Below are 18,830 nucleotides of genomic sequence, written 5' to 3' on the forward strand. Positions count from 1 at the left end.
GTGGCTCAACAGCCATTGTACCCCTACAATTTGGGGTGCATTTCCCTATACCAATTTTTATGTAATTTCTACCCAAATGGCTATACACCAATAAAAAAATGAGCGCCAATTTCATATGCAAATTGACACTCATTTTTACTTACATTTTTAATGTATGTGATAGTTAACGGAACCCGTTAGCCGTATCGGCTTCTTTTTTTACCATTTTCCCTCTTTTAGGTAATCATTTAAAATCGATTGATGTAAGCCGGGTTTGGCTGCAAATAAAGAGTCCTGCGAAAGGAAATTCAGTTTTTCTCCCCTTAAATTGGTCACGATTCCGCCTAGTTCTTCTATGATTACCGCCCCTGCTGCAACATCCCAGGGGGATAACCGCATCGAAAGATAGGCGTCAACTCTTCCCGTCGCAACAAATATCATTTCGAGGGCGGCAGAACCATAGGACCTTGTTCCCCTCGCTGCTTTAACTAGGGGAATCATTAAATTGTGATCAATACGATGATTTTCCATCACCCATGTTGCATTTAATGCAAGGATTGATTCCTTAACAATTGATTCCTTTAGTGCATTTAAAGGTGTTTCATTTAAATAGGCTCCATTTCCACTAGTAGCATGGTATAATTCGTCATGTACGACATCGTAAATGAGTCCTATCTTTCCCACGCCATTTTCATATACACCAACGGAAATAGCAAAGTTTCTTTGTTGATGAACAAAATTCAACGTCCCATCAATTGGATCAATCATCCAAACAATTCCCTCAAGACTATCAAGTGAATCTCCAAATCCTTCTTCACCCATTATTTTATGAGCTGGATAAGCTTCTCTAATTTTACTAATAAAAAATTGCTCAATTTCTTTATCAATATTCGTCACAAGATCATTGGCGTTACTTTTCGTTTCAATATTTAATGTTTGATTAAAAGAAAGCCTGATTTTAGCTCCTGCCTCATTTATCCAATCCTTAGCATGAGCATAAATTTGGTCCAAATTCATGATTCTCCTCCAAATAGCTTATTTCCATCTAAGCTTTCAATTCAATGTATGTAGTATGATTCATGTTAAATTAAATGATGTACCTCTAGCTTAATCAAATTGTTATAATACAGCAACTTATTGGCTTAATTTGAGTTCCAAATAATGGACAATAATAAACGAACCCCCCACATTTTGCTGGAGTTCGTTTTAGATGTGTATAGGATATATTCTATTTTGATTCATTCTTATTTATATCTCCTTGAATAAAAAAACTGTTTTATTTATCAAAGAGCCTTTAATCGTAATAGTTCTTGGCGGATTTTTTCTAATTTTTGTTTGCACTCTCTCATTTTTTTCTCATTTTTTTCTTCTATCGCTTCGAACAATGTTGCTAATTCATAATCCATTTCTAATCTCAAAACAGCTGTTCTTTCCTTCTCGCCTGCTTTTTTAAGTGAGGTATTCATCAATTGTTTCACGTTTCTCCTCCCCTTCCTAAATTTAACTAATTTTTCAGATTATTTTTTTACTGTATAATATGAGGAAGGGAGATATGTTGCAACAAATATGTGCTCTTACCTAGGAAGCATCTAACTACTTGTCTTCCAAAATGATATGCTACAATTAAGGACAAATGTTTGTTGGAGGTTTAAATTTATGAGCTTTAAGGGATTTACAAATGAGGACTTTGATGTATTTTCAATAGATGGCTTAGAGGCTAGAATGTCTGCTCTTAAAGAAACAGTTCGTCCAAAATTGGAAGTTTTGGGAGAATCCTTTGCGCCTGTCCTTTCAGCATTAACAAACGATGAAATGTTTGTTCATGTTGCCAAACATGCAAGACGTACTATTAATCCGCCAAAGGATACATGGGTGGCTTTTTCGAATAACCCTCGCGGTTATAAAATGATGCCCCACTTTCAAATTGGCATGTGGAACACCCATTTATTTATTTGGTTTGCTGTTATTTATGAAGCACCCCAAAAACAGGTTATTGCTGAAAGGATTTCAAAAAAATTAACGAAGATTTATAAAGAGACACCAAAAGATTTTGTTTGGTCTGTAGATCACACAAAACCAGAAACCATTGAACATCGAAAACTGAAAAAGGAAGATTTAGGTTCGTTTTTTGATCGTCTGCAAAACGTAAAGAGTGCAGAATTGTTATGTGGTTATACAATCGATAGGGAAAAGGTTATCCAGTTAGGTTCAGATGGGTTAATTCAGCAAATCGAGGACGTTTTTAACACAGTAGCCACACTTTATAAAATATCTCAAAATAGGAAATAATTAAAAGAAGCTCCCCGACCAAATAGTTTGGGAGCTTCTTCTTATTTCATTTTAATTCTATCCCCGGATAGGGAATTCTTTGCCTTTTTTATGGTTTGATAGGACGAATAGCCACTCATTTCTTCAAATTCACCGCAAATTGTTTTTTCTTCCGCTTTACTTGGGACGATTTCTTTAAAGCGACGGTATGCCTTCATTACGGCATCACGGTCAATTCCTTGTTCATAAGCCTTCTCAATTGATTCAAAAAATGCGATTACATCGACAATTTCATCTGTACTCCAGTGGTAATCAATTGGATATTGGTATTCCATTATTTCACCTTCTAACTAATTCAACTAACATGCATCATACAATTATTTTCCCCACTTTGCACGAATTTGTTCAGCATCGCTAATAATTCGATCAAACAATTCTTGAACTGGAGGGACATCTTTGATTAGACCCATTACTTGTCCCGCCCAGGCGAAACCTTCTTCCTGCTCACCATCATAAATATACCGTTGATTGGCCCTTCCACTAATGAGATCTTTTAATTGATCATAACCACCATTGTTCTTTTCAATATCCAGTATTTGTTCTGTCCAGCTATTGGCTAATGCTCTTGCCGGAGCTCCTATAGTTCTCTTGATAACTACCGTTCCAGATTCGTTTCCTTCAACTAGGGTTTTCTTATATAATTCGTTTGCATGAACACATTCCTTAGTAGCAATGAATCTGGTACCCATTTCAATCCCTTCAGCACCTAAACTAAGGGCCGCCATAAGCCCTCTGCCGTCTCCTATCCCACCTGAGGCAATAACGGGTATAGAAACCGCATCAACCACTTGAGGAACCAAAACAAGCGTACCTACATCATCTCGCCCTAAGTGGCCTCCACCTTCCTGCCCCACTACCATAACTGCGTCTGCACCAAGTTCTTCTGCTTTTACTGCCTGTCTCCTAGCGGCCACAAGAACCAGTGTTTTTATTTGAGTGCCTTTTAATTGGTCAAATATTGGGGCAGGGTTTCCCCCCGTCATTGAAACAACTGGTACCTTTTCATCAATAGCGACCTGAAGAAAATCAGAAAATGGTCTGCCATGCTGTCCAATGGCAAAATTAACCCCAAAGGAATTGTTCGTCATCTTTTTCACCTTACGTATTTCAGTTCTTAGCTGTTCAGGATCACCTAATGACATAGCCGTAATTTGGCCAAGCCCCCCTGCGTTCGATACTGCTGCAGCTAATTCAGAATAGGCTAAATAGGCTAGACCTCCTTGTATTATCGGAAATCGTATATTTAGTAATTCAGTAACACGTGTTTTCCATTCCAAATTAATCCCTCCTAAAAACATTCTATTTGTTATTTCGTCTCTTTTGGGTAATTTTCCTTTCTTAATGGAAAACTATTGATAACAGAATAGGCACATAATATATATTTCTTTGCAAGGCATGGGAATAATGCTATAATTCCTATGGTTTTTATGTTATAAAAAGCAACATATTTAGAGTATTTTTATTAAAGAGGTGTGGTTATAAATTGTCTCAAAATCAAACACCGCTTTTTAGCGGTTTATTAGCACACGCAAAAAAAAATCCTATTCAATTTCATATTCCCGGGCATAAAAAGGGAGCCGGGATTGACCCTGAGTTTCGAAACTTTATTGGGGACAACGCCCTGTCTATTGACTTAATTAATATTGGACCATTAGATGATCTCCATCAGCCAAAAGGCATCATTAAGCAGGCACAGGATTTAGCTGCAGAAGCTTTTGGAGCTGACCGAACCTTCTTTTCTGTACAGGGGACAAGCGGGGCAATTATCGCGATGATTATGGCAGTATGCGGACCTGATGATAAAATCATCGTTCCAAGAAATGTTCATAAATCCATTATGTCCGCGATCGTTTTTTCGGGTGCTATTCCAGTGTTTATCCAACCTGAAATCGATAAGGACCTAGGAATTTCTCACGGGATTACACCAGATGCAGTTGCAAGGGCACTGCAGCAGCATCCGGATGCAAAAGCTGTGTTAGTAATCAATCCAACTTATTTTGGAATTTCCGGAGATTTAAAAAAGATTGTTGAAATTTCTCATTCTTATCATATTCCTGTCCTTGTCGATGAAGCTCATGGTGTTCATATTCATTTTCATGATGACCTTCCACTTTCTGCGATGCAGGCCGGTGCAGATATGGCCGCTACTAGTGTCCATAAATTGGGCGGATCGATGACCCAAAGTTCAATCCTAAATGTGAAAGAAGGACTTGTTTCTGCAAAGCATGTCCAGTCGATTCTAAGCATGCTTACTACTACCTCCACTTCCTATTTATTGCTTGCTTCACTTGATGTGGCACGTAAGCAATTGGCTACAAAGGGAAGGGAACTGATTGACCGAACCATTAAATTAGCACAATCCATGCGGAAAAGGATTAATGAAATTGAACATCTACATTGTATTGGCGAGGAAATTCTAGGCTCAAAAGCAACCTATGATTACGATCCAACCAAGCTGATTATTTCAGTTAAAGAATTAGGATTGACTGGATATGACGTTGAAAAATGGTTAAGAGAAAAGCACAATATTGAAGTGGAACTTTCTGACCTTTATAACATTCTTTGTATTATTACGCTTGGAGACACAGAAGTCGAGGCAGGTTTGTTAATTAATGCCTTAAAAGATTTGGCAGACGAGTGTGAACATCGTACAGAAAGAATCGAACCGGTTGAAGTTCTTCTTCCTGAAATCCCCGTGCTCGCTCTAACACCAAGAGATGCATTTTATTCTGAAACAGAAGTAATACCTTTTGAAGAATCTGAAGGAAGAATTATTGCAGAATTTATTATGGTTTATCCACCTGGGATCCCAATCTTTATTCCCGGTGAAATAATTACAAAGGAAAACCTTCACTACGTTCGGAAAAACCTTGAAGCAGGCTTACCAGTACAAGGTCCGGAAGATGAAGAAATCAAATCAATTCTTGTCATTAAAGAGTACAAGGCAATAAAATAGAACAAAAATACAGGATTCCGTTTATCGGAATCCTGTTTTAATTTATATTTTCTTATTATAAATCTTCTTCTGTATGATGTCCTTCGCAACCATTGCATTTAGTAGAATAAAGGACCGTTACTTTTTCATCTTCAAAATGATCAATAGTAGAGTTACATGTTTGGCATACTAAAGTACCCATCTGTTCAATCCCCTTTTCGTTATTGAATTTTCACAAAATCAAGCATTTATATATCATAATTTAATAATAATATATCACATTAGAAATATCAAGCCTAATTTGTATGTCACATTTAAAAAAATTAGATCATTTAAACGGAATGTTGATTTCAGCTCCTTTTAATCAACTTGTCCTTAAAAAATTAAGTGATACCCAAAATACAGCCAAATAAAAAAAGGCCCTATCGGCCTTTCCTTGAAATTATTCGTACTGAGTTACAAATGGGATGGATGGCAGTGTTTCGCTGAAAAACTCAGCTAAATCTGCAGCCTGTTGATGATCAGGGATACGGAAAACGGTTTGTAGGTAATCAATATCTTCGATGTCTTTGGGGTCAAGGAGAGTGGAACGGCCAGTTTGCATGCAGACAACTAGAGGTTTTCCGAAAAACATATTGGTGTAAATAATGCCGAAATCATAACGAGTATGTTCCGTTGTAAAACCAATAAACCTTACTTTTGCATTTTCATGTTCATCGTAGAGCTTATCAAATAATTCCATAGGGATCCTCCTTTTCAAGGAATGTTTAGAATATTATTATAATTGATATTCACAAAAGAAACAAGAAAATTTCTACTTTTATTTAAAGCATAGTTGTCATAAGATTTTATTAAATGCTAGAATAGAGAGGCATCTATTAATGGACTAATGGGGGGGAATGATGATGGCTGTCAATGCATATATAAAGCTAGTGCCTTCATCTGCTAAACAAACAGTAACAATTGAAGAAGTAAAAGAATTATTTTATGACTATAAAAATAACACGACAAAAACAGGTAATCAAATTGGTTGGCAATACGGAGAGTCTGCCTTTCCGTATGAAATTAAAGAAACGGCCGAAGCAAAAGGAAAATGGTTCTATCTTCACTCTAATGATGAACGCTATTATGCAATCTTAATTGGTATTGATCGGGAAACAATTAGAAATGACGATGGTCAAGAACTGGAACAAACTTACATACAAGTTACATTACCAGAACAATCAACGTATGGTGATAAAGGAAAAGCGAATGAGTTTTGTAAATACCTCGCGAAAAAGCTTCAAGGGGAGCTCCATCTTTTTAATGAGAGAGTTATGTATTATTATCCACGAAAGTAAAAAAGCTCCTTTGGGGCTTTTTTTAGTGAATAAATAATTCCATAGTATAGTGAATCGAAGTATAAATAACAAGGCTTAAACTAGTGATAAAAAGCGTTTTTCGCACTGATTTTGTTACCTGATTTCCTAATAAAAATGCTAAATAAAAGAACACAAAAAACATGATGACTTTATAAATCAGCTGGTCATGCTTTGATAACCATTCAATAAATGTATATCCGCTCCAAATGATAAATTGTAGTATCACAACAATATAAACCTTCATATTTATCACCACTCTTAATACTTCATCTTCTTTTTAAAATGCTAGTATCTTAAGTATATGTTCTAAAACCAATAGATATATATTATTTTTTGGATGGCAAGGATTTTTTTGCTTAATCTTTTTTAAAGATACAATTCGCTAAAAACAATAAAAGTCCTTTCCGTTTTTTAACGAAAAGGACTTTATTATTTATTTTTACTTAATGATGTGTATTGGGCTTCCGATTGCAACTTCGGCAGCTTCCATTGTAATTTCACCAAGTGTTGGATGTGCATGAATGGTCATCGCAAGATCTTCAGCAGTCATTCCTGCTTCAATCGCAAGTCCTAGTTCAGCAATCATATCTGATGCACTTGTACCGGCAATCTGGGCTCCAATCACTAGTCCATCTTCTTTACGAGTAATTAATTTCATGAATCCATCACCACTATCAAGTGACAGAGCACGACCATTAGCAGCAAATGGGAATTTAGATGCATTAACTGCAATTCCCTCTTCTTTTGCTTGAGCTTCGGTATATCCAACTGAAGCTAATTCAGGCTCAGAGAAAACAACTGCAGGAATACCTAAGTAATCAATCTCTGCTGGATGTCCGGCAATCGCTTCAGCGGCAATTTTAGCCTCATATGATGCCTTATGGGCCAATTGAGGACCAGCAACAACATCACCAATTGCATAGATATTGCTAATATTTGTCCGGCATTGTTTGTCAATTTCAATCAGGCCGCGCTCAGTTAATTTGACACCTGCCTGCTCTAAACCCATTTCATCTGTGTTTGGACGTCGACCAACCATTACAAATACGTAATCAGCTTCGAGTTTTTTCTCTTCGCCTTTTGTTTCGAATGTTACTACGACACCATTTTCGGTTTCTTCTACACCCTTAGCAAATGCCTTTGTATAGAATTCCGCACCTTTTTTCTTCATGTTTCGCTTAACAAGCGCAGCCATTTGCTTATCGAAAACACCAAGACCTAAAATCTCTTCGGCACCTTCTAAGATAGTCACTTGGCTGCCAAAGCTTGCATAAGCACCACCTAATTCAATTCCGATTACTCCACCGCCAATGACAATGATTTTTTCAGGAATTTCCTGTAAATTAAGTGCACCTGTCGAATTTAGAACACGTTTCGAATATTTAAAGGCAGGTAACTCAATCGGACGGGATCCAGTCGCTATAATGGCATTTTTAAAGGTATAGGTTTGAGCTGAATTTTCATCCATAACACGTAGTGTATTGGCATCCACAAAGAAAGCTTCACCGCGTACAATATTTACTTTGTTTCCTTTTAATAACCCTTCAACGCCGCCTGTTAATTTATTGACAATACCTGATTTAAATTCTTGTACCTTTGAAAAATCAACTTTTACATTTTCAGCAGTAATTCCGAATGCTTCTGAATGCATCGCTGTCTCATAGCGGTGGCCTGCTGAAATTAAGGCTTTAGAAGGGATACATCCTACATTTAAACAAACGCCGCCTACATATTCCTTTTCAACAATCGTAACTTTTTGTCCTAACTGGGCAGCGCGAATTGCCGCAACGTATCCGCCGGGACCAGCACCGATGATTATAGTATCTGTTTCAATTGGGAAATCTCCAACTACCATAATATTTTAAGCCTCCATTAACAATAGTTCTGGATCGTTTAATAAACGTTTAATATGATTTAATGCATTTTGTGCTGTTGCACCATCTATCATCCGGTGGTCAAAGCTTAATGATAAAGCTAAAACTGGTGCCGCAACAATTTCACCGTTTCTAACGATTGGCTTTTCTGCAATTCGGCCAACGCCCAAAATGGCAACTTCTGGGTGATTGATAACTGGAGTAAACCACTGACCACCAGCTGAACCGATATTTGAAATAGTACAAGATGCGCCCTTCATTTCGTTTGGAGCAAGTTTTCCATCACGAGCTTTTCCAGCTAATTCATTAATTTCATTAGAAATAGAGAATACTGACTTACGGTCTGCATCTTTTACAACTGGAACGAGCAAGCCTTTTTCCGTATCAGCTGCAATTCCAATATTATAATAATGTTTATGGATAATTTCGCTTGTCGCATCATCAAGAGATGTATTTAAGGCTGGGTATTCACGTAATGCACTTGTTAATGCTTTGACGATGTATGGTAAGAACGTAAGCTTAATGCCTTTGGCAGCTGCTACTTCTTTAAATTTCTTGCGGTGTGTAACAAGTTTAGTTACATCCACTTCATCCATAAGTGTTACGTGTGGTGCAGTGTGCTTGGAATTAACCATAGCCTTAGCAATTGCTTTCCGTATTCCACTCATTTTCTCGCGAGTTTCTGGGTATTCACCTTGTGGAATCGCAGCAGCTGCTTGCGTTGCTTCCACTTTAACTGTTTCAGCTTCTACATTAGCAGCTGCTTGTGGTGCAGGTGCCGCTCCTCCACTAACAAAGGAATCAATATCACCTTTAAGAATCCGCCCATTATTTCCAGTACCAGGTACCAAATTGATACTAATACCTTTTTCACGTGCATATTTACGAACAGAAGGCATAGCAATAATCCGTCGATTTGGATCAACATCTGCCTGCTGGGCCACTGCTACCGCTGCCGGCTGTTGAGCTGCATCTTGTTTAACCTCAGGAGCAGGAGCTGCTGCTGGTTTTTCCTCCTGTTTAGGTTCATCCGCATGTTCATCGCCCTTAAATTGAAGGTTTTCGTATCCTGGGGCATCAAAGGTTACTAAAACCTGTCCCACAGTTGCGACTGTACCTTCTCCTACTAAAACATCAATAACTGTTCCTTCCACAGGAGAAGGGATTTCAACCACTGCTTTATCATTTTGAATTTCGCAAAGTACATCATCTTCGGCAATTTTGTCGCCTGGCTTTACGAACCATTTAACAATTTCGCCCTCATGAATTCCTTCACCGATATCAGGCATTTTAAATTGAAATGACACTAGGATTCATCCTCCAAAATTACATGTATTTTTGAGCATCGAAATTATAGTAATTAGATCATCAAATTACGGTTTTAATTAAAAGTTTAAAACTTTTTTAGCAGTTTCAATTACATCCTTGTAGTTTGGAAGCCATGCAGCTTCCGCTTGAGGGAATGCAAAGACAGTATCTGGTGCCGCCACACGCAGTACAGGTGCTTCTAAGCTTAATATTGCTCGGTCATTAATTTCTGCAACAACGTTTGCAGCAATACCTGCTTGTTTTTGTGCTTCTTGAACAACAATCGCACGACCGGTTTTTTCAACGGAAGCAATAATTGTTTCAATATCGATAGGACTTACTGTTCTTAAGTCAATTACTTCAGCTGAATGACCTTCTTTTTCTAATTCTTCTGCTGCTTTTAATGACTCGTGAACCATCGCTCCATAAGTAACAATTGTAACATCTGTTCCTTCACGTTTTACTTCTGCTTTTCCTAATGGAATGGTATATTCGCCTTCTGGAACTTCTTGACGGAAAGAACGGTATAACTTCATATGTTCTAGGAATATAACTGGGTCATTATCACGGATTGATGAAATAAGCAGCCCCTTTGCATCATAAGGAGTTGATGGAATAACAACCTTAACACCAGGCTGTTGAGCCATAAGACCTTCTAAGCTATCAGCGTGCATATCAGGAGTATGTACGCCGCCTCCAAATGGCGAGCGAAATGTTATCGGCGCGTTAAATTTTCCGCCTGTACGATAACGAAGACGAGCAGCCTGACCAGAAATAGAATCCATTACTTCATAAACGAATCCAAAGAATTGAATCTCTGGAACAGGACGGAAGCCTTGTAAACTAAGACCGACTGCTAAACCGCCAATTCCGGATTCAGCAAGCGGTGTATCAAAAACACGATCTTCGCCAAATTCCTTTTGTAACCCTTCAGTTGCACGGAATACCCCTCCGTTTACACCCACGTCTTCCCCAAAAACTAATACATTCGGATCATTGCTTAATTCCACTCGCAATGCATCTGTAATTGCTTGAATCATTGTCATTTGAGCCATGGCTTACTTCGACTCCTTTTCTTTATATATTTCATATTGTTCTTTTAAATTTTGCGGCATTTCTTCATACATAATTGACATTAGATCAGTAACCTTTTGTTTAGGCGCTGCATCAGCTTTTTTAATGGCTTCTTTAATGTCTTCTTTCGCTTGTTCAATTACTTCATTTTCCTTTTCTTCGGTCCATAGACCTTTCTTTTCAAGGAATTTACGGAAACGTACAAGTGGATCTTTCTTTTCCCATTCATTATCAAGGTCTGCAGTACGATACCGTGTTGGATCATCTCCAGCCATGGTATGAGGACCATATCTATAAGTTAAAGTTTCAATTAATGTTGGGCCTTCTCCGTTAAGGGCACGCTCGCGAGCTTCATGTACAGCTGCGTAAACAGCAAGCGGATCCATTCCGTCTACTTGAACACCTGGAATTCCGGCAGCTACTGCCTTCTGAGCCAATGTCTTCGCAGCAGATTGCTTGTCAACAGGAGTTGAGATCGCAAAACGGTTATTTTGAACAATAAAGATTGCTGGAGCCTTATAGGCACCTGCAAAGTTGATTCCTTCATAGAAATCACCTTGTGAGGTTCCACCGTCACCTGTATAAGTAATCGCTACAGATTTTGCACCTCGTTTTTTCATTCCTAGCGCTACACCAGCTGTTTGAACATACTGAGCACCAATAATGATTTGCGGAATTGCTATATTAACACCATCAGGTATTTGTCCACCTTCAAAATGACCTCTTGACCATAAAAATGCTTGGTATAAAGGTAATCCATGCCAGATAATTTGCGGAACATCACGATATCCTGGTAAAATAAAGTCTTCTTTTTCAAGCGCAAACTGCGATGCTAGCTGTGAAGCTTCTTGTCCGGCAGTCGGAGCATAAAAACCTAATCTTCCTTGACGATTTAATGAAATAGAGCGTTGGTCCAAAATTCTTGAATAAACCATACGGCGCATTAATTCTTGAAGCTGTTCATCAGTAAGGTCCGGCATTGCTGCCTCGTTTACTACTTCCCCAACTTCATTTAGAATTTGAAGTGTTTGAAATTGTTCTTCGACAACTTCGAGTGTTTTCTTCGCGTCAAGCTTGGCGTTCTGAGTTTTAGAAACCATTTTGGTCACCTCTTCCTTTCCATTCAAAGCTTAAATTTTTTAAAATTATCCACTAAGTTAGAATACCCAAAACAATTTCCACTTATCATTTGGATAATCTTGTGATATTACATTGGATTTGGTAAGCAAAGTGCATGAAAGATACTACTAAATAGTTTTTCACATAAAAGACCAATTAAACAAAAGATCTTTTATCTACCATCATCTTATTCTGTATCACTATTTTATGTAACATCATTGATACAATTAATTAACTCATTTCAAAGTTTACATCATTAATTTTTACACGTCAAATACTATGTTTTAAAATTTTTCAACACGAACAAGTTGTTTATAATTTAATCATTATTTTTTTCTGTACTACTTTTTTTCACCTTCTGTTATATAAAATTTATCTCATAAATCATGTGTTATAATATAAAAAAAATCGGCCTATTCAGCCGATTACTTTGATGGTATAACATTTATTTGCTCGATTTTAGACCTGATTGCTTATAAAAGGACAACTTTTTTTCGTTGTATTGTTCTGTTAGCATATTAAATTTCTCATTGGCAGTATATACCTGCTTATACGTTTCATTTAACTTAGTTACTTGTGCTTCAAGATCTTCAAGAGGTAAATTTTTATTTTTAAACATTCCATACAATTCTTTATCGTTTTTCAGTGCCTCATTATATTCTAGGTATAAAGCGTCATGCGCTTTATATCTTTCCATCATAATCTCATATAATTCATTGGCTAATTTCGTCAATGCAGGATCTTCAAATTTATCTTTAATATCTCTGGCCTTTATGAATTCTTTCTGAGATTCTTTAATACTTTTCGTTTCTTTCTCCATTAACTCTTTTCTTTCATCGGCTATAAGGATAGCTTCATCTGAAAGCTTTACGATTTGATCATATTCTTTCATGCCAAGTTTGATTATCTGATCATAAATTTCTTTTTCTTTTTTTTCGAGAGTAACAAGTGGATTCTGTTGTTCCTCAAATACTTTTTCTGCTGAAACGACTCTTTCTAACACACCATACATTTTTTCGACTGGAGTCTTTTCTTTCGTACATCCAGCAATAATAACAATAAAAACGGATAAACATAATAATAAACTACTCTTAACTTTTAATGACAATTTATAAACCTCCTGCCTATTCCAATTTAACTATATCGACACCTTGTTTGTTTGACAATAAAAAAGTCGGATCATTTAATCACATGTTAACTTTTTATTAATTGTCTGATAGACTATTTATTATTAATAATTTAAGTTAAAGCACAGGAGTGAGTGGAATCATGATTACGATGGAAGATATCATTCGAGATGGCCATCCTTCCTTAAGAAAAGTGGCAGCAGAAGTATCCATGCCGCCATCAGAAGAGGATAAACAAATACTTTCTAGCTTATTAGAATATGTAATAAATAGCCAAACTCCAGAAAAGCAAGCCCAATTTGGGTTACGCCCAGGTATAGGATTGGCTGCCCCGCAAATAAATGTTCTAAAAAGAATGATAGCCGTGCATCTTACCGATGACACAGGCGCTCTTTATAGTTATGCATTATTTAATCCTAAAATTATCAGCCATTCCGTTGAAAAGGCGTATTTAGAAGCAGGTGAAGGCTGCCTTTCAGTTGACCGAGTGATTCCCGGCTACGTCCCAAGGCATGCAAGAATCACAATAAAGGGTACAACGCTATATGGAGAAGAAGTGAAACTAAGATTAAAGGGGCTTGCTTCGATTTGCTTTCAGCACGAAATCGATCATTTAAATGGTGTAATGTTTTATGATTATATCAATCATGAGGATCCTTTAAAACCAATAGCAGGAGCAAAAGCGATTGAACGGTAATCAAACAGGGTTGTACTTTAATTTTATGCTGTAGATATAAAGAACCGGCCGCTTAGCAGGGTCGGTTCTCTTCTATAGTTCAAATTAATTGCAATTCTTTTAACCCATTCCAAATACCATCATCTGATACATCACTTGTAATAAAATCGGCAAGTTCTTTGGCTTCAGGGACACCATTGCCCATTGAAACTCCTGTACCAACCGCTTTCAACATTTCTAAATCATTTAGGCCATCTCCGAACGCATAGACATCCTCCAACTCAAACCCTAAGCGTCCGATCATTTTTTTGATACCTTCTGCTTTTGAACCACCTTTTGGTAAAACATCGACAGAATATGGATGCCATCTAATAAAATCAAATTGAGGATAGTTTGCGAAATATAAACTTTCATCCTGATTTTCGCAAAAAAGGAGGCTTTGATACATCATTCGGTTTACATAAAAGGAGTTGTCCTCCTCTGGATGTGGGAAATTCAGACTCCCCATGCTTTTTTCAATAAATGGATGATGCTTCACACTTGCCTTCATTGTTTTCTCATTCATAAAAACCAAGGGATGATTGTTCGACTTAGCCATGTTATAAAGTTTATTTAGCTCATCTTCATTCAAAGGGTTCTCATAGATTACTTCATTTTCAAAAACTACAAATTGACCGTTAAAACTCACATAGGAGTCAATGTCAAGTGCTTTCCGCAGACCCTCAAACATAAATGGAGCTCTCCCGGTGGCAATTGCGACAAATACGTCGTTCTTCTTTAGTAAATTGATTGCTTTTTTCGTACTTTCAGGTAGGTTTTTTTCATGATCGAGCAAGGTGCCATCTATATCAAAAAATACAATCTTCTTCATTTTATTATGTACTCCTTTTCGGGTATCTCTTATCTCTGTACTTATTTTTTAAAACACTAAACTTTATATTAAAAAATGTCAATTTAACATTTGTCATTGGAATTCCATGTTTACCCATGATTGAATCAGCAATTTTATCATATAATATAGAAAAAATACTCTTATTTTAAAAAAACTTCAATAATCTGCCATCACTTACTTTACATTGGACAAGGATTGTATAAAATAAGAGGTAAGGAGATGATCCACTATGTTAAAGAAGCTAAGAAAGAAGCTTTTAAAACAGTGGAAAGAATTGCTGCGAAAGAAATCGATTGCCTAAATTTTTTAGGGCCCTTCAAACTTGCGAAGGGCTCCTTCATTATTGTAAATTGTAAAAACAACGATTCTTTTTTACATACTTTTCATATCAGTCTAATGGTTTCCAAAGAAAATAAATGAAAAAGATGAAAATGTTTTATATAATAGTAAAAGTTATGACCTAAGTTGGGAGCGATTTTGTAATGATATTTAAAGTTTACTATCAGGAAAGCATCACAGAAGTACCTGTCAGAGAGAATACAAAAACTCTATTTATTGAAGGAGAATCGGTAAGAGATGTCCGCTCAAAAATTGCCGATCGCGGGTTTAATGTTGAATTTGTACAAGAAGTTACTGGAGCTCATCTAGACTATGAACTCCAAAATGAAGACTATAAAGTATTGGAGAAATGATAATTTATGAAATTTGTTAAGAATGATCAAACTGCGGTTTTTGCCCTGGGTGGTTTAGGCGAAATTGGCAAAAACACGTATGCAGTTCAGTTTCAGGATGAAATAATATTAATTGATGCCGGAATAAAATTTCCTGAGGATGAACTATTAGGTATTGATTATGTTATCCCTGATTATACCTATCTGGTTAAGAATCAAGATAAAATAAAAGGTTTATTTGTTACTCACGGACATGAAGATCACATTGGCGGTATTCCCTATTTATTACGCGAGATTAATGTTCCAATTTATGGTGGAAAACTCGCTCTTGGATTAATTAAGAATAAATTAGAGGAACACGGCTTATTAAGAAACGCGAAGCTGATTGACATTAAAGAAGACGATATCATCAAATTCCGCAAAACATCTGTCACTTTTTTCCGCACCACCCACAGTATTCCTGATTCCTATGGAATTGTCGTTAAAACTCCGCCGGGACAAATTGTCCATACAGGAGATTTTAAATTCGATTTTACCCCTGTCGGTGAACCAGCTAATTTAACAAAAATGGCTGAAATAGGCAAAGAAGGCGTTTTATGTCTACTTTCAGATAGTACTAATAGTGAAATACCTGAGTTCACCATGTCAGAACGTAGGGTTGGCGACAGTATTAACGATATCTTCCGTAAAGTAGACGGCCGGATCATTTTTGCTACCTTTGCATCTAATATCCATAGACTGCAGCAAGTGGTAGAGGCAGCTGTAGAATACGGTAGAAAAGTAGCAGTATTTGGCCGCAGTATGGAAGCAGCTATCAATATCGGACTTGAATTAGGATATATTAATGCACCTAAAGAGACTTTTATTGAAGCGAATCAAATCAATCGTCTTCCTGCCGATAAGGTGACAATCCTTTGTACCGGAAGTCAGGGCGAAGCAATGGCTGCACTTTCAAGAATAGCTAATGGTACCCACCGACAAATTCAAATCATCCCTGGTGACACCGTGGTATTTTCATCATCACCAATTCCAGGGAACACGATTAGCGTGAGTCGAACCATTAATATGCTCTATAGAGCTGGTGCAGAAGTTATTCACGGTAAGCTAAGTAATATTCATACTTCTGGTCATGGTGGTCAAGAAGAGCAAAAGCTAATGCTGCGGTTAATACGACCAAAGTTCTTTATGCCAATACACGGTGAATATCGGATGCAAAGAATGCACGCCAAGATTGCAGTTGATTGCGGTGTTCAAGAAGAAAATTGTTTTATTATGGACAATGGTGAAGTGTTAGCACTTTCTGAGGATACGGCACAGGTTGCCGGGAAGATTCCATCCGGTTCTGTTTATATTGACGGCAGTGGTGTAGGCGACATTGGAAATATCGTCTTACGTGACCGTCGAATTCTTTCAGAGGAAGGTTTAGTGGTTGTAGTCGTAAGCATTAATATGAAGGAATTTAAGATTGCTTCAGGACCAGACCTAATTTCTAGAGGATTTGTATATATGAGAGAATCCGGTGATTTAATTAATGATGCTCAGAATTTAATCACAAAGCATTTAAATAAAGTGATGGAAAGAAAGACAAGCCAATGGTCAGAAATCAAAAACGAGATCACAGATACATTAGCACCTTTCCTCTACGAAAAAACAAAGCGCAGACCAATGATTTTACCAATCATTATGGAAGTGTAAGGAATAAAGAAAAGCGGAAGTGCCTTGAACAGGTGCTTCCGCTTTTTCTCTATTCCAAAACCTTTTTTTCAAATTTATTGATGTCTTGGTCGGTTCCGATCACTATTAAAACATCCATCGCATGAAATGTTTCTTTTGCTTGGGGAGAAACAATAATTTCTTCTCCTCTTTTTATTGCCACAATATTCAACCCATATTTCTTCCGAATATCCAAATCCATAATCGTGTAACCGTTAAGTTTTTCATTCGCCACTATCTCAACAATACTGTGTTCATCCGAAAGCTCAAGATAGTCAACCACATTACTTGAGGCCATATTGTTGGCAATCCGTTTCCCCATATCTCGCTCCGGGTGAACAACACTATCTGCACCAATTTTCCTCAATACTTTTTCATGGTAATCGTTTTGAGCCTTTGCTGTTATACGTACCACACCTAATTCCTTAAGAATAAGAGTTGTTAGTATACTGGATTGAATATCATCGCCGATCGCTACGATTACATGATCGAAGTTACGAATCCCCAGGCTTTTCAAAACAGCTTCGTCTGTTGTATCGCCAACAACCGCATGAGAAGCAATCATCGCAAATTCATTTACACGTTCTTCATTTTTATCAATTGCAAGGACTTCCATCCCCTCATCTGTTAATGTGCGACATATACTACCACCGAATCGACCAAGCCCTATGACAGCAAAACTTTTCTTCATATCTAATACCCCCGGCTAAATCATAATCTATATTGGTTCCATTTTAGCATCATTCAGTAGAATTAAATAGAGAGAGCGATTCTTCTAATCCTGCCCCTGATTTGATTTCCTCTTTTTAAAATAGTAAAAGAGAAAAAATCCGATAATAAATATTATCGCAAGCACTGGGAGGTTACCGACGATAAAAACAACCAAGCCTGATAAACCCACTAATAACATATTGATGCTTTTCATAAATTGTTTTTTTGTTTTCTCCCAAGTATTTAATTTGTCTTTATCAAGGCTCGGAACCACAACGGTTTTTTCATAAAGGGTGATGTTAATAGTTGATAGAGAGGTTTGATTTTCTAAATACTTCATTTTTCCTTCAATGGTCTCAATTTCCTCTTGAACTGCTCCTAAATCAGCTGAAATCTTTAATAAATCTTCCGTTTTTACAGCATTTTTCATAAAAGTGGTTAACCTTTCTTCCACGATCCTTTTCGATTTTAATCTCGATTCAAGGTCAACATATTCCTCGGTTACGTCCTGCCCTGTTATGCTTCTTTGTAGAACCTCTGCAGCTTGGCCCTCAGCATCATGTAGAAAGGTCTGAAAATGCTTTTGCGGGATTCTAATCATTATGCTGCCACTCACCTGCTCACTGCCTTCTTTTGATACATTGGACTCCGAAATATAGCCTCCATATTTTATTACCTTCTCTTCAAGGAGACGGACCGTTTGATCAAATTTCTTTACGCGCAGCTGGAGATCCGCTTGATAGATAACCATTTGATTTTGGACTTTTATTATTTTGGCAGAATTAGCTGCTTGTTTTGATTTATCATTTTCACCGTTGTATAACTCAGCCTGTTCACCTCCACTTGATACGGCTGAGTTCATTTTAGCATTATTACTGTCAGCCATATCCGCACTTTTTTCTTCGCTGCCGGCACTACACCCTGTTATAAAAATGACTAGGAAAATAAAAAAAATAGAAAATAAACGGTTTGGCTTTTTCAACTTTAGACACCCCTTTTTGTCTGTTGTTTACTGCAAGTATAATCTTATCTTTATACATACCGACGGGTAAAAAGAGGTTA

21 protein-coding genes are annotated in these 18,830 nt (G+C 37.1%); 6 read left to right on the plus strand and 15 right to left on the minus strand.

Annotated features, from left to right (window positions below):
- Positions 1-198 precede the first annotated feature (198 nt).
- Both BDR01S_RS03620 and BDR01S_RS03625 read right to left on the minus strand, forming a co-directional pair.
- Positions 199-999 carry an inositol monophosphatase family protein gene (locus tag BDR01S_RS03620; protein WP_066252485.1) on the minus strand — a complete coding sequence of 267 codons (801 nt, stop codon included), beginning with the start codon at positions 997-999 and terminating at the stop codon, positions 199-201.
- Positions 1,000-1,262: 263 nt separating this feature from the next.
- Complete coding sequence (locus BDR01S_RS03625) at positions 1,263-1,457, minus strand: YkzI domain-containing protein (RefSeq protein WP_066252482.1); 195 nt, start codon at positions 1,455-1,457, stop codon at positions 1,263-1,265.
- Positions 1,458-1,635: 178 nt separating this feature from the next.
- Between BDR01S_RS03625 and BDR01S_RS03630 the strand changes: the two genes are divergently transcribed.
- Positions 1,636-2,268: a YktB family protein gene (locus BDR01S_RS03630; RefSeq protein ID WP_066252479.1), complete on the plus strand. Its 633-nt coding sequence runs from the start codon at positions 1,636-1,638 to the stop codon at positions 2,266-2,268.
- Between the two features lie 41 nt (positions 2,269-2,309).
- Here the strand turns inward: BDR01S_RS03630 and BDR01S_RS03635 are convergent, their stop codons facing one another.
- Together BDR01S_RS03635 and BDR01S_RS03640 are read right to left on the minus strand one after the other, a co-directional pair.
- Positions 2,310-2,582 carry a UPF0223 family protein gene (locus BDR01S_RS03635; RefSeq protein WP_066252477.1) on the minus strand — a complete coding sequence of 91 codons (273 nt, stop codon included), beginning with the start codon at positions 2,580-2,582 and terminating at the stop codon, positions 2,310-2,312.
- A 42-nt stretch (positions 2,583-2,624) separates the two neighbouring features.
- Positions 2,625-3,584, minus strand: a complete 960-nt coding sequence (locus BDR01S_RS03640) for an NAD(P)H-dependent flavin oxidoreductase (RefSeq protein ID WP_066252476.1) — start codon at positions 3,582-3,584, stop codon at positions 2,625-2,627.
- Between the two features lie 206 nt (positions 3,585-3,790).
- Between BDR01S_RS03640 and BDR01S_RS03645 the strand changes: the two genes are divergently transcribed.
- On the plus strand, positions 3,791-5,263 hold the full coding sequence (locus tag BDR01S_RS03645) for an aminotransferase class I/II-fold pyridoxal phosphate-dependent enzyme (protein WP_066252474.1): 1,473 nt from the start codon (positions 3,791-3,793) through the stop codon (positions 5,261-5,263).
- Positions 5,264-5,318: 55 nt separating this feature from the next.
- On the opposite strand, the gene BDR01S_RS03650 is transcribed toward BDR01S_RS03645, so the two are convergent.
- Both BDR01S_RS03650 and BDR01S_RS03655 read right to left on the minus strand, forming a co-directional pair.
- The gene (locus BDR01S_RS03650) at positions 5,319-5,444 is read right to left on the minus strand and encodes a GapA-binding peptide SR1P (RefSeq protein ID WP_066363011.1); all 126 of its coding nucleotides are present in this window, start codon (positions 5,442-5,444) and stop codon (positions 5,319-5,321) included.
- A 240-nt stretch (positions 5,445-5,684) separates the two neighbouring features.
- On the minus strand, positions 5,685-5,984 hold the full coding sequence (locus BDR01S_RS03655; protein WP_066252472.1) for a DUF3055 domain-containing protein: 300 nt from the start codon (positions 5,982-5,984) through the stop codon (positions 5,685-5,687).
- 163 nt (positions 5,985-6,147) lie between these two features.
- Here BDR01S_RS03655 and BDR01S_RS03660 point away from each other — a divergent pair, with 163 nt between their 5' ends.
- Positions 6,148-6,582 (plus strand): DUF1885 family protein, encoded by a 435-nt coding sequence (locus BDR01S_RS03660; RefSeq protein WP_174523428.1) that lies wholly within the window; start codon positions 6,148-6,150, stop codon positions 6,580-6,582.
- 22 nt (positions 6,583-6,604) lie between these two features.
- On the opposite strand, the gene BDR01S_RS03665 is transcribed toward BDR01S_RS03660, so the two are convergent.
- From BDR01S_RS03665 to BDR01S_RS03690, 6 genes are all read right to left on the minus strand, one after another.
- Positions 6,605-6,847 carry a hypothetical protein gene (locus BDR01S_RS03665; RefSeq protein WP_066252469.1) on the minus strand — a complete coding sequence of 81 codons (243 nt, stop codon included), beginning with the start codon at positions 6,845-6,847 and terminating at the stop codon, positions 6,605-6,607.
- A gap of 195 nt (positions 6,848-7,042) precedes the next feature.
- A complete protein-coding gene (gene lpdA / locus BDR01S_RS03670) occupies positions 7,043-8,458 on the minus strand; it encodes a dihydrolipoyl dehydrogenase (RefSeq protein ID WP_066252468.1) in 1,416 nt (471 codons plus the stop codon).
- 6 nt (positions 8,459-8,464) lie between these two features.
- Positions 8,465-9,784 (minus strand): dihydrolipoamide acetyltransferase family protein, encoded by a 1,320-nt coding sequence (locus tag BDR01S_RS03675; protein ID WP_066252466.1) that lies wholly within the window; start codon positions 9,782-9,784, stop codon positions 8,465-8,467.
- Positions 9,785-9,862: 78 nt separating this feature from the next.
- Positions 9,863-10,840, minus strand: a complete 978-nt coding sequence (locus tag BDR01S_RS03680) for an alpha-ketoacid dehydrogenase subunit beta (protein WP_066252465.1) — start codon at positions 10,838-10,840, stop codon at positions 9,863-9,865.
- A gap of 3 nt (positions 10,841-10,843) precedes the next feature.
- The gene (gene pdhA / locus BDR01S_RS03685) at positions 10,844-11,959 is read right to left on the minus strand and encodes a pyruvate dehydrogenase (acetyl-transferring) E1 component subunit alpha (protein WP_066252463.1); all 1,116 of its coding nucleotides are present in this window, start codon (positions 11,957-11,959) and stop codon (positions 10,844-10,846) included.
- A gap of 464 nt (positions 11,960-12,423) precedes the next feature.
- Positions 12,424-13,086 (minus strand): YkyA family protein, encoded by a 663-nt coding sequence (locus BDR01S_RS03690; protein WP_066252461.1) that lies wholly within the window; start codon positions 13,084-13,086, stop codon positions 12,424-12,426.
- Between the two features lie 161 nt (positions 13,087-13,247).
- Here BDR01S_RS03690 and def point away from each other — a divergent pair, with 161 nt between their 5' ends.
- Positions 13,248-13,802 (plus strand): peptide deformylase, encoded by a 555-nt coding sequence (def, locus tag BDR01S_RS03695; protein ID WP_066252460.1) that lies wholly within the window; start codon positions 13,248-13,250, stop codon positions 13,800-13,802.
- Between the two features lie 79 nt (positions 13,803-13,881).
- On the opposite strand, the gene BDR01S_RS03700 is transcribed toward def, so the two are convergent.
- A complete protein-coding gene (locus tag BDR01S_RS03700; protein ID WP_066252458.1) occupies positions 13,882-14,652 on the minus strand; it encodes a Cof-type HAD-IIB family hydrolase in 771 nt (256 codons plus the stop codon).
- A gap of 503 nt (positions 14,653-15,155) precedes the next feature.
- Here BDR01S_RS03700 and BDR01S_RS03710 point away from each other — a divergent pair.
- Together BDR01S_RS03710 and rnjA are read left to right on the plus strand one after the other, a co-directional pair.
- Complete coding sequence (locus BDR01S_RS03710; RefSeq protein WP_066252455.1) at positions 15,156-15,365, plus strand: DNA-dependent RNA polymerase subunit epsilon; 210 nt, start codon at positions 15,156-15,158, stop codon at positions 15,363-15,365.
- Positions 15,366-15,371: 6 nt separating this feature from the next.
- The gene (rnjA, locus tag BDR01S_RS03715; protein WP_066252453.1) at positions 15,372-17,039 is read left to right on the plus strand and encodes a ribonuclease J1; all 1,668 of its coding nucleotides are present in this window, start codon (positions 15,372-15,374) and stop codon (positions 17,037-17,039) included.
- Positions 17,040-17,088: 49 nt separating this feature from the next.
- On the opposite strand, the gene BDR01S_RS03720 is transcribed toward rnjA, so the two are convergent.
- Together BDR01S_RS03720 and BDR01S_RS03725 are read right to left on the minus strand one after the other, a co-directional pair.
- Positions 17,089-17,748, minus strand: coding sequence for a potassium channel family protein (locus tag BDR01S_RS03720; RefSeq protein ID WP_066252451.1), 660 nt, complete (start codon positions 17,746-17,748; stop codon positions 17,089-17,091).
- An 84-nt stretch (positions 17,749-17,832) separates the two neighbouring features.
- Positions 17,833-18,750, minus strand: a complete 918-nt coding sequence (locus BDR01S_RS03725; RefSeq protein ID WP_066252450.1) for a DUF4349 domain-containing protein — start codon at positions 18,748-18,750, stop codon at positions 17,833-17,835.
- Between the last annotated feature and the right edge of the window lie 80 nt (positions 18,751-18,830).

The organism is Neobacillus drentensis NBRC 102427 (assembly GCF_001591445.1).
Lineage (GTDB): Bacteria > Bacillota > Bacilli > Bacillales > Cytobacillaceae > Neobacillus > Neobacillus drentensis.

What these genes read in the sequence shown, in the direction of transcription:
- BDR01S_RS03630 (WP_066252479.1), top strand. Translation starts at nt 1,636, where the DNA reads ATGAGCTTTAAGGGATTTACAAATGAGGACTTTGATGTATTTTCAATA.
- BDR01S_RS03635 (WP_066252477.1), bottom strand. Translation starts at nt 2,582, where the DNA reads ATGGAATACCAATATCCAATTGATTACCACTGGAGTACAGATGAAATT.
- BDR01S_RS03650 (WP_066363011.1), bottom strand. Translation starts at nt 5,444, where the DNA reads ATGGGTACTTTAGTATGCCAAACATGTAACTCTACTATTGATCATTTT.
- BDR01S_RS03655 (WP_066252472.1), bottom strand. Translation starts at nt 5,984, where the DNA reads ATGGAATTATTTGATAAGCTCTACGATGAACATGAAAATGCAAAAGTA.
- BDR01S_RS03660 (WP_174523428.1), top strand. Translation starts at nt 6,148, where the DNA reads ATGGCTGTCAATGCATATATAAAGCTAGTGCCTTCATCTGCTAAACAA.
- BDR01S_RS03665 (WP_066252469.1), bottom strand. Translation starts at nt 6,847, where the DNA reads ATGAAGGTTTATATTGTTGTGATACTACAATTTATCATTTGGAGCGGA.
- lpdA (WP_066252468.1), bottom strand. Translation starts at nt 8,458, where the DNA reads ATGGTAGTTGGAGATTTCCCAATTGAAACAGATACTATAATCATCGGT.
- BDR01S_RS03680 (WP_066252465.1), bottom strand. Translation starts at nt 10,840, where the DNA reads ATGGCTCAAATGACAATGATTCAAGCAATTACAGATGCATTGCGAGTG.
- pdhA (WP_066252463.1), bottom strand. Translation starts at nt 11,959, where the DNA reads ATGGTTTCTAAAACTCAGAACGCCAAGCTTGACGCGAAGAAAACACTC.
- def (WP_066252460.1), top strand. Translation starts at nt 13,248, where the DNA reads ATGATTACGATGGAAGATATCATTCGAGATGGCCATCCTTCCTTAAGA.
- BDR01S_RS03700 (WP_066252458.1), bottom strand. Translation starts at nt 14,652, where the DNA reads ATGAAGAAGATTGTATTTTTTGATATAGATGGCACCTTGCTCGATCAT.
- BDR01S_RS03710 (WP_066252455.1), top strand. Translation starts at nt 15,156, where the DNA reads ATGATATTTAAAGTTTACTATCAGGAAAGCATCACAGAAGTACCTGTC.
- rnjA (WP_066252453.1), top strand. Translation starts at nt 15,372, where the DNA reads ATGAAATTTGTTAAGAATGATCAAACTGCGGTTTTTGCCCTGGGTGGT.
- BDR01S_RS03720 (WP_066252451.1), bottom strand. Translation starts at nt 17,748, where the DNA reads ATGAAGAAAAGTTTTGCTGTCATAGGGCTTGGTCGATTCGGTGGTAGT.